A 15559-nucleotide genomic window follows, 5' to 3' on the forward strand; every position below is an offset into this window, starting at 1 on the left:
AGACATGGACGCTAGGAAAGATGACGGGCAGCAGAAACGAGCATCCGGCGCTGGCCAAGTCGCTTGGTGTCGTAAGGCTGTCGCTCTATGGCGTCGGTACGATCATCGGCGCGGGGATCTATTCTGTCATTGCGCCCGCAGCCGGCGCCGCGGGCGACGGCATATGGCTGAGTTTCCTGCTCGCCGCAGTGATATCAGCATTTTCGGGCCTGTCCTACGCTGAAATCGCCTCGGCGCTTCCAGGTGCTGGTGCGGAACACAACTTCCTGCGTAAGACGTTTCCATCGTTTCCGGCTCTGGCGTTCATGATCGGGCTGTTCATCGCCGTTCATGGCGCCGCCACCCTGGCAACGGTGGCACTCACTTTCGGTAATTACGCGCAGACACTCCTTCCGTTTGCGCCCGTCGTCGTTGCCATTGCGCTCATGGGCGTCGCCACGCTGATCAATATTGCCGGGATCGGCAAGGCGGCTTTCGTCAGCGCGGCCCTGACCGTGCTCCAGGTCTCCTGTCTCGTGGGCTTTGCATTGTTCGCCATACCATCCGGCAGCAGTAGCTTGCAGGACATCGCGGTCTGGCCCGACAATCCCGCCGGCATCCTTCAGGGTGCTGCTATCCTGTTCTTCATATATTCCGGCTACGAGCACATGGCCTCCCTCTCTGAAGAGGCCAAGCGTCCCGACCGCGATTTGTGGCGCGCCTTCATGATCGCGCTGGGCATCACCACTGTGGTCTACATGGCCGTGATTTTCGGCGTCCTGAGCCTGATGAGTGCTGACAGTCTTGCAGGTTCTCAATCTCCGCTCGCCGACGCGGCCGAGCAACTGGGCGGATCTTTCGGCATGATCATCATCGCTGCTGCCCTCATCGCTACCGCGAACGCTGTCGTCAGTTCCTCGCTGTCGGGGAGCAGGCTCCTTTTCGGCATGGCCCGCGACGGCGATCTTCCGAGTTCATTATCCAGAACCTTGCGCTTCAGTCGAAGCCCGTGGATCGCCGCGCTTATCTATCTCGTGATCGCCTGCGCCTTCGTGGCCGTCGGGGAAATCGCGTTTGTCGCAAGCCTGTCCTCGCTGGGAGTGACACTTGTCTTCGCCGCGATCAATACGGCCGTGATCGTCCTGAGGTTTACACAGCCCGACCTCGAGCGGCCTTTCCGGCTGCCATCGATCGCAAACGTGCCGCCGACTGCGGTCCTGGGAGTGGTGACCTCACTCTTGCTGGCCACTCAATACGAGTGGGCCGTCTATCTGACATTCGCCGGCGTGTTCGTACTTGGCGCGGTGCCATACGTGTTTATCCGACGGCGGGCAGGCGCGACAACGCGGGCGAGTGGCGGTGAACGCTAGAGCGCCGGGGCCGGTTCCGGGAACTTGGCAACGTGGTCGGGCTCTTGCACCTCATCCTGCTAGAGGTTGCAAAATGGGCTTGATCGGGGCGGCGGCATCGGTTTGCTGCGCCAGTCCCGGGCATTTTTTCTTGATCGGAGAAGGGAGTCGGCTTTCGCGTTCCCGGTGATCATACGTACGGTTAGCCCCGTCGCGGCGAGACGGCTTGCGCGCGCAATCTCCAACCGTATCGCCCTCAGAGGCTGCTCGGGACATCGCCATGATTGTTGAGTTGGGACATTTCGCGCTCGTGCTGGCATGTGTGCTGGCCACGGTCCAGTTCTTCCTCCCGTGGCTCGGCACGCGACTTAGCGACGATCGCCTAATGGCGGTTGCCAGGCCGGCTTCGGTGGCGGTTTTCGGCTTCGTCGCGCTGTCGTTCGCTGCACTGACTACAGCTTATGTGACTTCCGACTTCTCGGTTCAAAATGTCTGGGAGAATTCGCATTCGCTAAAGCCAATGCTTTTCAAGATCACCGGAGTTTGGGGAAACCACGAGGGCTCCATGCTGCTCTGGGTCCTGATCCTGGCCTTCTTCGGCGCACTTGTTGCCTGGTTCAGCGACAATCTTCCGGCCAGCCTGCGCACGAATGTGCTGGCTGTGCAGGGGCTGGTGGGCGCCGCCTTCCTCCTGTTCATTCTCGCCACATCGAACCCGTTCGCCCGGATCAACCCCGCGCCGATCGAGGGTCGCGACCTGAATCCGATCCTTCAGGACATCGGCCTCGCCATCCATCCGCCGTTGCTCTATCTCGGCTATGTCGGCTTCTCGGTGTGTTTCTCCTTCGCGGTGGCGGCGCTGATCGAGGGCCGGATCGATGCCGCATGGGCGCGTTGGGTACGGCCGTGGACGCTTGTTGCCTGGTTGTTCCTGACCGGCGGTATCGCCATGGGCTCCTACTGGGCCTACTACGAGCTGGGCTGGGGCGGCTGGTGGTTCTGGGACCCGGTCGAGAACGCCTCCTTTCTGCCCTGGCTTTCGGGCACCGCGCTGCTGCATTCCGCGATCGTCATGGAGAAGCGCTCGGCGCTGAAGATCTGGACGCTGCTGCTCGCAATCCTGACCTTCTCGCTGTCGCTGCTCGGCACCTTCCTGGTGCGCTCGGGCGTCTTGACCTCCGTGCACGCCTTCGCCACCGATCCGGCGCGCGGCCTGTTCATCCTGATCATCCTCATCCTGTTCATCGGCGGCTCGCTGGCGCTGTTCGCCGCGCGCGCCTCGGCGCTGACCCAGGGCGGGCTGTTCCATCCCGTCTCTCGCGAGGGCGCGCTGGTGTTGAACAACCTGTTCCTGACCACGGCTGCCGCCACTGTGCTGATCGGCACGCTCTATCCGCTGATGGTCGAGGCCGTGACGGGCGACAAGATCTCGGTCGGCGCGCCCTTCTTCAACCTCACCTTCATTCCACTCATGATCCCGCTGCTGCTGGCCGTGCCATTCGGGCCGCTGCTCGCCTGGAAGCGCGGCGATCTCTACGCCGTCGCCCAGCGCCTGTTCGCCGCCTTCGGCACCGCACTGCTGACGGCGCTGGTGGTGTACTTCTTCGTGGAAGGCAAAGGGGCGCTCGCCGCTTTCGGCGTCGGACTTGCAGTCTGGCTGATGCTGGGTGCGCTGACTGATCTTGCGCTGAAGGCAGGCATCGGCAGCGTGGGCGCGGCAGTAGCTTGGCGGCGGTTCAAGGGGCTTCCGCGCTCGGTGTTCGGTACCGCTGCGGCGCATCTCGGGTTGGGCGTGACGGTACTTGGCATTGCCGCCGTTACCTCGCTCGAGATTGAGCGAATCGTCGTGATGCGCCCCGGCGACACGCTGCCGATAGCCGGATACACGTTGCGTTTCGACGGTATCGCGCCGCATCGCGGCGCGAACTTTACCGAGGAGCAAGGCCGCTTCGTCTATCTCGACAGCGCGGGCCGCCAGCGCGGCGAGATCGTCTCGTCCAAACGGCTTTACACGGCCCGCCAGATGCCGACCACGGAGGCGGGCATCGCCACGCGCGGCTTCAGCCAGCTCTACGTTTCGCTGGGCGATCCCACGCCCGACGGCGGCTTGGTGGTGCGCGTGTGGTGGAAGCCGATGGTGCTGCTGCTCTGGCTCGGCGGTGTTGCGATGATGGCTGGTGGCGCAATATCGCTGTTCGATCGTCGGTTTCGGGTAGGCGCGCCGTATCGGAAAGGGACGGCACTTGTCAGATCGGACGTGCCAGCGGAATGACTCGCCACAGTCCTGTAGCGAGCCAGGCACCAAGTTTGAAAGCAACTGGCCAAGCTATCCAACCTGAAAGTGGCTCGCAGCGCATCTTCGATAACGCCTCTCCAGCAGTCCCGTCAAGGCTGTGGGAATCGGGCCGCCGAACCGCCGGAGTGAGTCCTTTACTTTCTGCGTCAACATAACTTTGAAGCCTTGAACCTAAAGGGGCCTGAGGTTTTATCTCTACAAATCACCTTCCGCACTGAGCACGCTTTCGCAAGACTAGCTCCCATCAGACCTTGGAGGAAAATCGGTGGAAGTGCGCCACCTTCGCTACATTGTCGCAAGCGCCCGCAATGGCAGCTTCAGCGCGGCCGCGCAAGAACTCAACGTCCAACAGCCCATAGTCAGCAAGAGGATCAAGGAACTTGAGCAAGGACTTGGCGGTGTCGCGCTGTTCGACCGCTCCACGGCTGGCGCGCGGCTGACCCCGGCCGGCGAGGAGTTCATCGTCGCGGCGCGCCGCATTCTCGAAGACGTCGAGCGGCTGCGGGAACGAATGAAAGCGAGCGCGGCCGGCAAAGCCGGTCGCGTCGTCGTGGGGTTCTATAAGTCGCTTTCCACCGGAGGCTTCCGCGCCGCGCTCCGCGACTTCCGTCGCCAGCACCCCGAGATCGAGGTCGAGCTGGTCGAGTCGCCTTTCGTCGAGCTTTCGGCCGCCGTGCTTTCGGGCGCGATCGACACCGCCATCATCCTCGGCGATGCCGGCAAGTGCGAAGCGATGGAGTCCGTGGCGCTGTGGTCGGATCAGCTAGTTGTCGCCCTGCCGGAAGACCATCCGTTGGCCGAGAAGCCGGTGATCTACTGGCCGGAGCTGAAGCGCGAGCGCTTCATCATCACGCACCACGACCCCGGCCCGGACATCCGTGTCGTGCTGCTTCGCCACCTTGCCGCGCCCTCCGACCACCCCGAGATCGTGACCCGGCGTCTCAGCCGCGAAAGCCTCCTCAGCGAAGTCGCGGACGGCCAAGGCATCGCCTTGCAATGCGAATCCGCTGTCGGCCTATCCTGCCTCGGCGTCGTCTTCCGGCCGCTGCACGACGGCAACGGCGCGACCCGCCTTGGCTATATCGCCTGCTGGAAGCCAAACAACGCCAATCCGGCGCTGAAGACCTTCCTCGACACCGTAAAGCCGAGAGCGTGATTCGGTCCGGAATGGCATTTCCGGTGCTCGCGAGCCCGGATTTGCCGCCGCAAGATTCAAGTATTTTTCGATGCTCTACGAGCGCCTACGAAACCGCGAATAATCTGGTTGCCCGCCCGTAATTTGTGCCTTTCTTGATTGTCCCCGTCGCCATCCGATCGTCTTGCGGATGGCCGGAAGCGGGGACGAATGCCGGCACATCGTCATCAAAACGAAGGTCTATCGCGGAGCGCGCGCATGCTGCGCACGGCGCTCGGCCCGGCCATCGCCCGCTATCTCGAAGACCCTTCCGTCGTCGAGGTGATGCTGAACCCCGATGGCCGCATCTGGGTCGATCGGCTGCGCGAGGGCCTCGTCGCCACCGGCGATGTGCTGATACCCGCCGATGGCGAGCGCATCGTCCGCCTTGTTGCGCACCATGTCGGTGCCGAGGTTCATCCCGGCAGCCCGCGCGTCTCGGCCGAGTTGCCCGAGACCGGCGAGCGGTTCGAGGGATTGCTTCCTCCCGTTGCCACCGCGCCGGCCTTCGCGATCCGCAAGCCGGCCGTCGCCGTGTTTACGCTGGCCGACTACGTGATCGCCGGCATCATGACCGACACCCAGGCCGAGGTGCTGCGGCTCGCGGTCGAGAAGCGCAAGAACGTGCTGGTCGCCGGCGGCACCTCGACCGGGAAGACCACGCTCACCAACGCGCTCCTGGCCGAAGTCGCGAAGACCGACGACCGCGTCGTGCTGATCGAGGATACGCGCGAGCTGCAATGCGCCGCGCCCAATCTGGTCGCGCTGCGCACCAAGGATGGCGTGGCCTCGCTGTCCGACCTCGTGAAGTCGTCGCTGCGGCTGCGGCCTGACCGCATCCCGGTCGGCGAGGTGCGCGGCGCCGAGGCGCTCGATCTTCTCAAGGCGTGGGGCACCGGCCATCCCGGCGGAATCGGCACTATCCACGCTAACACCGCGATCGGTGCACTGCGCCGGCTCGAGCAGCTTGTGCAGGAGGCTGTCGTCACGGTCCCGCGCGCACTCATCGCCGAGACGGTCGATGTCATCGCCGTGCTCTCCGGCCGCGGCTCCGCAAGACGCCTCGCCGAAATCGCGCTGGTCGAAGGGCTCGATCCCGCGACCGGCGACTACCGCACCCTCAACGCAAGACTCGAATCCTCCAGCCCCACACAAGGAGACTCCGTATGACGACAAAGCCCGATACTTTTCGCAGCCTACGCAGCCGGCTGCTTTCCGGCGCATTTATGAACAGCCTCGGCACGGCGGGTATCACCGCCGCCGGATTGCTCTACACCGCGCCCGCTTGGGCCGCCGGTTCCTCGATGCCCTGGGAGGAACCGCTTCAGCAGATCCTCGAATCCATCGAGGGGCCGGTCGCCAAGATCGTCGCCGTAATCATCATCATCGTCACCGGCCTGACCTTGGCCTTCGGCGATACGGCCGGCGGCTTCCGGCGTCTGGTGCAGATCGTGTTCGGCCTGTCGATCGCCTTCGCGGCCAGTTCCTTCTTCCTGTCCTTCTTCTCCTTCGGCGGCGGGGCGCTGGCGTGATGCCCGGATCGCTGATGGATGAGGACGTTCGCGGCTTCTTCGCGCCGGTCCATCGGGCGCTGACCGAGCCGATCCTGCTCGGCGGCGCACCACGCGCCGTCGCCATCGCCAACGGCACGCTGGCCGGCGCGGTCGGCCTCGGCCTGCGGCTCTGGCTCGCCGGCCTCGTCATCTGGGCCATCGGTCACTTCGCAGCCGTGTGGGCGGCGAAGCGCGACGCGCAGTTCGTCGACGTGGTGCGCCGGCACCTCCGCTACCCGACCCATCTCGGCCTCTAGAGGACGCTGCCGTCATGATGAACCTCGCCGAATACCGCAAGCGTTCCGCCAGCCTTGCCGACTTTCTGCCCTGGGCCGCGCTGGTCGCGCCCGGCGTCGTTCTCAACAAGGATGGCAGCTTTCAGCGTACCGCGCGTTTCCGCGGTCCCGATCTCGACAGCGCCACCCCGGCCGAGCTGGTCGGCACGACCGCGCGCCTGAACAATGCGCTGCGTCGGCTCGGCTCAGGCTGGGCGATCTTCGTCGAGGCGCAGCGCAACCCTGCCACCGACTATCCCGAGAGCCTGTTTCCCGACAGCGCATCCGCTCTGGTCGATGTGGAGCGCCGCGAGCAGTTCGAGGATAGCGGCGTCCTGTTCGAGTCGAGCTACTTCCTCACCTTCGTCTGGTTGCCGCCGGCCGAGGAAGCCTCGCGGATGGAATCCTGGCTCTATGAGGGCCGAGAGCGCAGCGGCGTCGATCCGTGGGAGTTGCTCAAAGGCTTCATCGACCGCACCGACCGCGTGCTCAATCTGGTCGAGGGTTTTGTCCCAGAGGCCGACTGGCTCGACGACGCTGAGACGCTGACCTACCTGCATTCGACCATTTCCGTCTCGCGCCATCGCGTCCGCGTGCCGGAGACGCCGATGCACCTCGACGCGCTGCTCGCCGACCAGCCGCTCGCCGGCGGGCTGGAGCCGCGCCTGGGCGGCTTCCATCTGCGCACCCTGACCGTGATCGGTTTCCCGACCACGACGTTCCCGGAATCCTCGACGACCTCAACCGGCTCGCCTTCCTCTATCGCTGGTCGACGCGCGCCATCATGCTCGACAAGACCGACGCGACGCGGCTGGTCACGCGCATCCGTCGCCAATGGTTCGCCAAGCGCAAGTCGATCGCGGCGATCGTCAAGGAGGTGATGACCAACGAGGCGTCGGTGCTGATGGACACTGACGCCGCCAACAAGGCGGCCGACGCCGATGCAGCACTTCAGGATCTCGGCTCCGATCAGGTCGGGGAGGCATATGTCACCGCCACGGTGACGGTGTGGGACGCCGATCCGCGCATTGCCGACGAGAAGCTGCGGCTGGCCGAAAAGGTGATTCAGTCCCGGGACTTCACCTGCATCGTCGAGGGCGTCAATGCGATCGAGGCGTGGCTGGGCTCCATTCCCGGCCAGGTCTACGCCAATGTCCGCCAGCCGCCGATCTCGACGCTCAACCTCGCGCACATGATGCCGCTCTCGGCGGTCTGGGCCGGGCCGGCAACGGACGAGCATTTCGACGCACCGCCGCTGTTCTACGCCAAGACCGAAGGCGCGACCCCGTTCCGCTTCGCGCTCCATGTCGGTGACGTCGGCCACCTGATGCTGGTCGGCCCGACCGGCGCGGGCAAGTCGGTGCTGCTGGCGCTGATGGCGCTCCAGTTCCGCCGCTATTCCGGCAGCCAGGTCTTCGTGTTCGACTTCGGCGGCAGCATCAGGGCGGCGACGCTGGCGATGGATGGTGACTGGCAAGACCTCGGCGGCTCTTTCTCCGACGACGCGGAGTCCTCCTCGGTCTCGCTCCAGCCGCTCGCCCACATCCAGCATACGCCGGAACGGGCATGGGCCGCCGACTGGCTGGTCGACATCCTCGCGCGCGAAGGCGTCGCCATCACGCCGGAGGTGAAGGAGCACATCTGGACGGCGCTGACCTCGCTCGCCTCCGCGCCGCTTGAGGAACGCACCATCACCGGCCTGACAGTGCTGCTGCAATCCACCGCGCTGAAGCAGGCGTTGCGACCATACTGCATCGGCGGCGCGCACGGCCGGCTGCTAGACGCCGAGCACGAATATCTCGGCGCGGCAGAGGTGCAGGCGTTCGAGACCGAGGGGCTGGTCGGCACCAGGGCTGCGCCCGCCGTGCTCTCCTACCTGTTCCACCGGATCGAGGCGCGTTTCGACGGACGGCCGAGCCTGCTCATCATCGACGAGGGCTGGCGCGCGCTCGACGATGGCGGCTTTGCCGACAAGATCAAGGAATGGCTGAAGACGCTCAGGAAGAAGAATGTCAGCGTCGTCTTCTCCTCGCAGTCGCTGGCCGACATCGAGGCGTCGCCCATCGCGCCGGTGCTGGTCGAGAGCTGCCCGACCCGCATCTTCCCGCCAACGAGCGGGCGATCGAGCCGCAGATCGCCGCCTTCTATCGCCAGTTCGGCCTCAATGACCGCCAGATCGAGATTCTCGCCCGCGCCACGCCGAAGCGCGACTACTACTGCCAGTCCCGGCGCGGCAACCGCCTGTTCGAGCTTGGCCTGGGACACATCGCACTGGCGCTCTGCGCCTCGTCCGACAAGGCCGCCCACGCCCTGATCGACGAGCTGTTGCGCGACGGATCGCGGGCCTACTTCCTCGAAGCCTGGCTTCACGCCAACGGCCTCGCCTGGGCTGCCGAACTCGTCCCCGAGCTTTCCAACGTCATCGACCGATCCGCCCCCGCCACCCCGGAACTTCCGGCGGCCCCGGAGCTGCCCGTCGCGAGCGACGATCCCGATCCCGTCCACCCGTCAGCCGAACAGGAGGTTTGACCATGCCCCACACCCCTCGAAACGTCCGCCTTCGCCACGCGCTCGCCGGCGCACTGGCGCTGTCGCTCGCCGCGCCCGCCATCCTCGCCGTCACCGTGCCCGCCCACGCGCAGTTCTTCGGCGGCCGCATCGTCTACGACCCGACCAACTACAGCCAGAACCTTCTCTCGGCCGCCCGCGCCCTGGAGCAGATCAACAATCAGGTGACGTCGCTCGCCAACGAGGCGCAGATGTTGCTCAACCAGGCGCGGAATCTCACCAGCCTGCCCACCTCCATGATCTCCGAGATCGAGGGCAATTTCTCGGAGATGAAGAACCTGCTCGGCCAGGCCGAGCGGCTCGCCTACAGCGTGCAGGACATCGAGAGCCAGTTCACCTCGACCTATCGCGACTTCGCCGGCGACAAGACCGGCGAGCAGCTTGTCGCCGCTGCCCGCGAGCGCTGGCAGCAGTCTCTTTCGGCCTACGAGCATTCGCTGAAGGCCGGCGCGACCGCCGTGGGCAATATCGACGGCACGCAGGCACAGACCCGCTCGCTGGTCGGCGCCAGCCAGTCGGCGGTCGGCATCCTTCAGGCGACCCAGGCCGGCAACGAGCTGCTCGCCGTGCAGGCGAGCCAGATCGCGGACCTGACCGCCATGCTGGCCGCGCAGGGACGCGCCGAAGCACTGGAGCAGTCCCGTCGCGCGGCCGCGCAGGAGCAGGCCCGCGAGCAGTTCGGCCGCTTCATGTCCGGCAGCGACTACAGCCCGTCCACCGTGCGCATGTTCAACGACTGAGGACACGCACGCGATGGACCTGAAGATCGCCGCCCGGATGATCGCCGTCCTCGCTATCGGCGCAGCCATGATTGCTGCCGTCGCTGCGCTGCGCGAGGCAGGCTCGGAGGACAACGCCCCCGCCACCCGCCTCCGTGATCCGGGCGGCGAGCCCGCCAATACCGAGCTGGTACGCTGCCGCGACCTCGGCATGGCGGCCGCCGACGATGCCGCCTGCCTGAAGGCATGGGCGGAGAAACGCCGCCGCTTCCTCGGCGCACCGCCTGAGAGCGCGCAGCCATGAACGACGTCGGCGTCATCGACCGCTTCCTCAGCGTCTTCACCAGCTACATCGACTCCGGTTTCGGCCTGCTCGGCGGCGAGATCGCCTTCCTGACCACCACGCTGATCGTGATCGACATCACCCTTGCCGGGCTGTTCTGGGCCTGGGGCGCGGATGAGGACGTGCTTCAGCGGCTCGTGAAGAAGACCCTCTATATCGGCTTCTTCGCCTTCATCATCGGCAACTTCAACTGGCTCGCCAACATCGTCTTCGAGAGCTTCTCCGGCCTCGGCCTTCAGGCCGGCGGCGGATCGCTTTCCGGTTCCGAGCTTCTCCAGCCCGGCCGCGTCGCCCAGGTCGGTATCGACGCCGGCAATCCGATCCTCGAGGCCGCCGGCGACCTCATGGGCTATCTGTCCTTCTTCGAGAACCTCGTCCAGATCGTCGTGCTCATGACAGCCTGGGCGATCGTGCTGATCGCCTTCTTCGTGCTGGCGATCCAGATCTTCGTCACGCTGATCGAGTTCAAGCTGACGACGCTCGCCGGCTTCGTGCTGATCCCGTTCGCGCTGTTCGGCAAGACTGCCTTCCTCGCCGAAAAGGTGCTCGGCAATATCGTTGCTTCCGGCGTCAAAATCCTCGTCCTGGCCGTGATCGTCGGGATCGGCTCCGGCCTGTTCGGAGAGTTCACCTCCGGCTTCCCGCCAGAGCCCACCATCACCGACGCCATGTCGCTGGCGCTCGGCGCGCTCGCGCTGATGGGCCTGTCCATATTCGGTCCCGGCATCGCCACCGGCCTCGTCTCCGGAGCGCCGCAGCTCGGCGCCGGCGCGGCGGTGGGAACCGGCCTGGCCGTGGCCGGAATGGGAGCGGCAGGCTACATGGGCGCGCGCGCCGCGGCCGGTGGCGGTGCTGCGGCGATCGGAGCCGGCGGGCGCATGTCGGCCGCCGCAGCGCGTGGCGGCGCGCATCTCGCCGGCAGCACGTCGGCCGCCTACGGCCTTGCGGCTTCCACCTCCGGCCAGACGGGCATGGGCGCCGTCGCCGCCGGTCTCGGCGGCGTCGCCAAGGCCGGCGCTGGCGCCGCCGCTCAACCCGCCCGTCAGGCCATGTCGCGCGCGGCCGATGCCATGCAGTCCAGCTTCCGCTCCGGACAGGCCGGCGCATGGACAGCTACCGGCGGCCAATCGCCCGTCGCCGGCATGGCGGCCGGGGCGGGCAGCGCCGCCGCCGCGTCCTCAACCGAATCCGGGCAACCGGCCTGGGCCGCCCGCATGAAGCGCGGCCAGACCATGAGCCACGGCGCAACCGCAGCCGCGCATGCCGTCCGCTCAGGCGATTCCGGCGGCGGCTCCATGAACGTCTCCCTCAATCAGGACGACCGCAGATGAACCTCTTCAAACGACCGTCGGTGCGCTACGCACGCACGCCCGAACCGGAAACCCCATACCAGAAGGCCGCACAGGTCTGGGACGAGCGGCTCGGCTCGGCCCGCGCGCAGGCGAAGAACTGGCGGCTCATAGCCTTCGGCTCGCTGCTGCTCGCCGGCGGCTTCGCGGCCGCGCTCGTCTGGCAGTCGACGCGCGGGACCGTCGTGCCCTGGGTGGTGCAGATCGACCGATTCGGCGAGGCGCAGGCTGTCGCATCGGCGGTCGCCGACTACCGGCCGACCGATCCGCAGATCGCATGGCATCTCGGCCGCTTCATCGAGCAGGTCCGCTCGATCCCGGCCGATCCGATCATCGTGCGGCAGAACTGGCTGCGCGCCTACGAATACACCACCGATCGAGGCGCGATCGCGCTCAACGACTACGCGAGGTCGAACGATCCGTTCGCGCGTGTCGGCCGGCAGCAGGTGGCGGTCGAGATCTCGTCCGTCATCCGTGCCTCGCCGGATTCCTTTCGCATCGCCTGGACCGAGCGCCGCTACGAGAACGGGCAGCTCGCTGCAACCGAACGCTGGACCGCGATCCTGACCGTGGTGATCCAGCAGCCGCGCACCACTGAGCGCCTGCGGGCCAATCCGCTCGGCGTCTACGTCAACGCAATCAACTGGTCGAGGGAGATGGGCTCATGATGGGGGCCTTGAGGAAAAGGACTTCGCTGCCGCTGGTCGTGCTGGTGTCTGCAACGGCGCTCGCCGGCTGCGCCAGAAAGTATATTCCGCCGGAGATCGACTACGACGATGCCGCGCCCGCCGTGCTGACCGCCGATCCGCCGGGTCCGGTCCGCATCGTCGAGACGCCGAAGCCGCTTCCGCTTCCCGGCCAGTTGAAGCCGGTCGACGGGGCGGCGGCGAAGCCCGAGCCGGCCGATCCGCGCCAGCGCATCACCCAGGCCAACGAGGCCGCCCGCATGCAGCCCGTCCGCGACGGCTTCATCAACGCCGTGCAGGTCTATCCGTATTCGGCAGGCGCGCTCTATCAGGTCTATGCCGCGCCCGGCCAGGTGACTGACATCGCGCTCCAGCATGGCGAGCAGCTCGTCGGCTCCGGTCCCGTCGCCGCCGGCGACACGGTGCGCTGGATCATCGGCGACACCGAGAGCGGCAGCGGCGATCGTCGCCAGGTCCATATCCTCGTCAAACCGACGCGGCCCGATCTTCAGACCAACCTCGTCATCAACACCGACCGCCGCACCTATCACCTTGAGCTGCGCTCGACGCCCTCGACCTACATGGCGTCGGTCTCCTGGCAGTATCCGCAGGACCAGCTCATCGCGCTGCGCCGCCAGAACGCGCGGGCGGCCCAGGTCCAGCCCGTCGCCTCCGGCGTCGACATCTCGAAGCTCAATTTCCGCTACCGCATCGAGGGCGACGCAGCACCCTGGAAGCCGCTGCGCGCCTTCGACGACGGCTCCAAGGTCTATATCGAGTTCCCGTCCGGCATCGCCCAGGGCGAGATGCCGCCGCTCTTCGTCATCGGCGCGTCCGGCAACTCCGAGCTGGTCAACTACCGCGCCAACCAGAACTATTACGTCGTCGACCGGCTGTTCGCGGCGGCCGAGCTGCGCATGGGCGACAAGGACGCCCAGCGCCGTGTCCGCATCGTCCGCACGGACGGCAGGCCGGCGGCGCGCCGTCCCGCGATCTTCGCCAGGGGAGAAGGGCGATGACCGACGCCCAGACCCCTCCCGGCGGCGACATCCGCGCCGAGCTGCGATTGCGCCCCGAACCGCCCCGCGTGACCCGCCTCTCGCGCAAGGCGCTGATCGGCCTCGGCGGTGTCGCTTCCGTCGCCGTCCTCGGCGCGCTGGTCTGGGCGCTCGACACGAGCCGGCGCAGCGGCCAGCAGTCGTCCGAGCTCTACAGCACCGAGAACCGCTCGACGGCGGACGGCTTGCAGAACTTGCCGCGCGACTATACCGGCCTGCCGCGTCCGGACGTGCCCGAGCTGGGGCCGGCGCTGCCCGGCGATCTCGGCCGCCCGATCCGACGCGCGCAGGAGCAAGGCAGGCCGGTCGCACCGCCGACGATACAGACTCCGCAGGCCGATCCGGAAGAGCAGCGCCGCCTCGCGGAAATCGAGGCCGCCCGCACCGCTAGGCTGTTCACCGACAGCCGCGGCGAGCGCACCACCGGCCAGCAGATCGCGGGCGCCACCGTTCCGGGCGGAACGGGCCTCGACGGGCTGACCCTTCCGGCCGACCCGCCGCCGCTCGATCCCGGCTCCGCGCAGAATATGCAGGACCGCAAGCTCGCCTTCGTCAATGCCGAGACCGACCGCCGCACGGTCAGCGCCGATCGAGTGCAGGACAAGGCGTCGCCCTATGTCGTGCAGGCCGGCGCCGTCATCCCCGCCGCCCTCATCACCGGCATCCGCTCCGATCTACCGGGCCAGGTCACGGCACAGGTGACGGAACACGTCTACGACAGCCCGACGGGATCGCATCTGCTGATCCCGCAGGGCGCGCGGCTGATCGGCCAGTACGACAGCCAGGTCGCCTTCGGACAGCGGCGCGTGCTGCTGGTCTGGTCCCGCATCGTCATGCCGGACGGCACGTCGATAGTGCTGGAGCGGCTGCCAGGCACCGACCCGCAGGGCTTCTCCGGCCTTGAGGATCAGGTCGACTATCATTGGGGCCAGCTCTTCCGCGCTGCCGCGCTCTCGACGCTGCTCGGCGTCGGCACGCAGCTCGCCATCGGCGACGAGAGCGAGATCGCCCGCGCCATCCGCGAGAGCGCACAGGACAGCGCCTCCGACATCGGCCAGCAGATCGTCCGCCGCCAGCTCAACATCCAGCCGACGCTCACCGTGCGGCCCGGATTCCCGGTCCGTGTGATCGTCCAGCGCGATCTTGTGATGCAGCCCTACGGCGCGGCGAGGGAGCCGTCATGACCAAGCTGAAGCTCTCCGCCATCCCCGACGACCGGCCGGTCAAGATCACCGTCGAGCTGCCGGCCGCCGTCCACCGCGATCTCGTCGCCTATGCGGAGATCCTTGCTAGGGCTGCCGGCGATAGAACGCCGCCCGACCCGGCCAAGCTGGTCGCGCCGATGCTCCAGCGCTTCATGGCAACCGACAAGGGTTTTCGGAAAGAGAGGCAAGCAGACATCTCAGCTTCATCGAGAGCGAATGTGTGATCCGCCTATCGGCGGCCAGGAGCACACGAAAAGCAGTGAAGCAATGGCGCGAAACATCCCCAAATCCCGCCAGCTCCTTTACCCGACAGGTAGGGTATGATACCCGTTTTCGGTGTAAGATCGGGTGCCATACCCGTTCTTGAAGGAGGAACTGATCTGCGCTTCGTTACGACCCCTGTGGCCTCACAACTGACCGGGCTTTCGACGGAAAAACTCCGAGAATGGACCAGCAGACGGGCGCTGGTGCCTGCTGACGTCCGTCCAAAGGGAAAGGGTTCCCCGGCCAAGTTCAGTTGGCAGACGGTGCTGATCCTGAGAATTGCGGCGCTTCTGCGCGACCACTTTAAGCTTGAATTGCAAGCCCACAAGGCATCGTTCGCGCGCCTCCGTCGCGAGCTTCACAGGAAGTCGTTCATCAGCCTTTGGGGGCAGCGTCTCTCCCTCGGCGCCGAAGGGTGGACCCTCGCCGAAGATGGCTCACCGCTCCCGCAAGATGATATTTTCCTCGTTCGGCTCGACCCACACCTGGAGGTTTTGCGCGACGGCTTCGCTCTTGCGGACCCCATCTCAGGCCGCAGCCAGCTTGAGCTTTTTTCCCTCCCGAACCTTCACCGCCCAAAACATGGCTCAGGTACGGACGAGGTGGCCAAGGCCCGGCAAAGGCGCTCGGCATGAAAGTTGCCCCCGCCAACCCTGCCACCCGGTGCCATTAAGGGAATGGTTCTCGCCATATGTTCATGATATGTTCTCATCGGATGGCGAAGCGTCAGGATCGCGCCGG

Annotated in this window: 14 protein-coding genes and 1 pseudogene; all 15 read left to right on the forward strand. The window is 66.3% G+C overall.

All coding sequences use genetic code 11. From position 1 onward, the window contains the following. Positions 1-20 precede the first annotated feature (20 nt). The 15 genes and pseudogenes from HK436_RS03800 to HK436_RS03870 all read left to right on the forward strand — a co-directional run bounded on the left by HK436_RS03800 (position 21) and on the right by HK436_RS03870 (position 15453). Entirely contained in the window at positions 21-1349 is a 1329-nt protein-coding gene (locus tag HK436_RS03800) for an APC family permease (RefSeq protein WP_173187447.1), read from the forward strand. Between the two features lie 259 nt (positions 1350-1608). Continuing rightward, entirely contained in the window at positions 1609-3600 is a 1992-nt protein-coding gene (locus tag HK436_RS03805; protein ID WP_194248439.1) for a heme lyase CcmF/NrfE family subunit, read from the forward strand. Between the two features lie 289 nt (positions 3601-3889). Beyond that, entirely contained in the window at positions 3890-4780 is an 891-nt protein-coding gene (locus tag HK436_RS03810; RefSeq protein WP_173187449.1) for a LysR family transcriptional regulator, read from the forward strand. Positions 4781-4969: 189 nt separating this feature from the next. Next, positions 4970-5968, forward strand: coding sequence for a P-type conjugative transfer ATPase TrbB (trbB, locus tag HK436_RS03815; protein ID WP_376769123.1), 999 nt, complete (start codon positions 4970-4972; stop codon positions 5966-5968). Positions 5969-6024: 56 nt separating this feature from the next. After that, the gene (locus HK436_RS03820; protein WP_206680510.1) at positions 6025-6330 is read left to right on the forward strand and encodes a TrbC/VirB2 family type IV secretion system protein; all 306 of its coding nucleotides are present in this window, start codon (positions 6025-6027) and stop codon (positions 6328-6330) included. 14 nt (positions 6331-6344) lie between these two features. Continuing rightward, complete coding sequence (locus tag HK436_RS03825; protein WP_173189914.1) at positions 6345-6608, forward strand: VirB3 family type IV secretion system protein; 264 nt, start codon at positions 6345-6347, stop codon at positions 6606-6608. 14 nt (positions 6609-6622) lie between these two features. Continuing rightward, positions 6623-9155: pseudogene (trbE, locus tag HK436_RS03830) on the forward strand (conjugal transfer protein TrbE). 2 nt (positions 9156-9157) lie between these two features. Further along, positions 9158-9934, forward strand: coding sequence for a P-type conjugative transfer protein TrbJ (gene trbJ, locus HK436_RS03835; RefSeq protein ID WP_173187455.1), 777 nt, complete (start codon positions 9158-9160; stop codon positions 9932-9934). Positions 9935-9947: 13 nt separating this feature from the next. Then, the gene (gene trbK-alt / locus HK436_RS03840) at positions 9948-10217 is read left to right on the forward strand and encodes a putative entry exclusion protein TrbK-alt (protein WP_173187457.1); all 270 of its coding nucleotides are present in this window, start codon (positions 9948-9950) and stop codon (positions 10215-10217) included. Continuing rightward, complete coding sequence (gene trbL, locus HK436_RS03845; protein ID WP_173187459.1) at positions 10214-11587, forward strand: P-type conjugative transfer protein TrbL; 1374 nt, start codon at positions 10214-10216, stop codon at positions 11585-11587. Before trbK-alt ends, trbL begins: the two co-directional genes overlap by 4 nt. After that, complete coding sequence (trbF, locus tag HK436_RS03850) at positions 11584-12273, forward strand: conjugal transfer protein TrbF (protein WP_173187461.1); 690 nt, start codon at positions 11584-11586, stop codon at positions 12271-12273. The genes trbL and trbF overlap by 4 nt, the downstream gene beginning before the upstream one ends. Then, on the forward strand, positions 12270-13310 hold the full coding sequence (trbG, locus tag HK436_RS03855) for a P-type conjugative transfer protein TrbG (RefSeq protein WP_173187463.1): 1041 nt from the start codon (positions 12270-12272) through the stop codon (positions 13308-13310). Before trbF ends, trbG begins: the two co-directional genes overlap by 4 nt. After that, positions 13307-14533, forward strand: a complete 1227-nt coding sequence (locus tag HK436_RS03860; protein ID WP_173187465.1) for a TraB/TrbI/VirB10 family type IV secretion system protein — start codon at positions 13307-13309, stop codon at positions 14531-14533. Before trbG ends, HK436_RS03860 begins: the two co-directional genes overlap by 4 nt. Beyond that, positions 14530-14778, forward strand: coding sequence for a DUF2274 domain-containing protein (locus HK436_RS03865; RefSeq protein ID WP_173187467.1), 249 nt, complete (start codon positions 14530-14532; stop codon positions 14776-14778). The genes HK436_RS03860 and HK436_RS03865 overlap by 4 nt, the downstream gene beginning before the upstream one ends. A gap of 243 nt (positions 14779-15021) precedes the next feature. Then, positions 15022-15453 carry a hypothetical protein gene (locus HK436_RS03870; RefSeq protein ID WP_194248440.1) on the forward strand — a complete coding sequence of 144 codons (432 nt, stop codon included), beginning with the start codon at positions 15022-15024 and terminating at the stop codon, positions 15451-15453. Positions 15454-15559: the final 106 nt, after the last annotated feature.

It is taken from the genome of Neoaquamicrobium sediminum (genome assembly GCF_013240295.1).
GTDB lineage: Bacteria > Pseudomonadota > Alphaproteobacteria > Rhizobiales > Rhizobiaceae > Aerobium > Aerobium sediminum.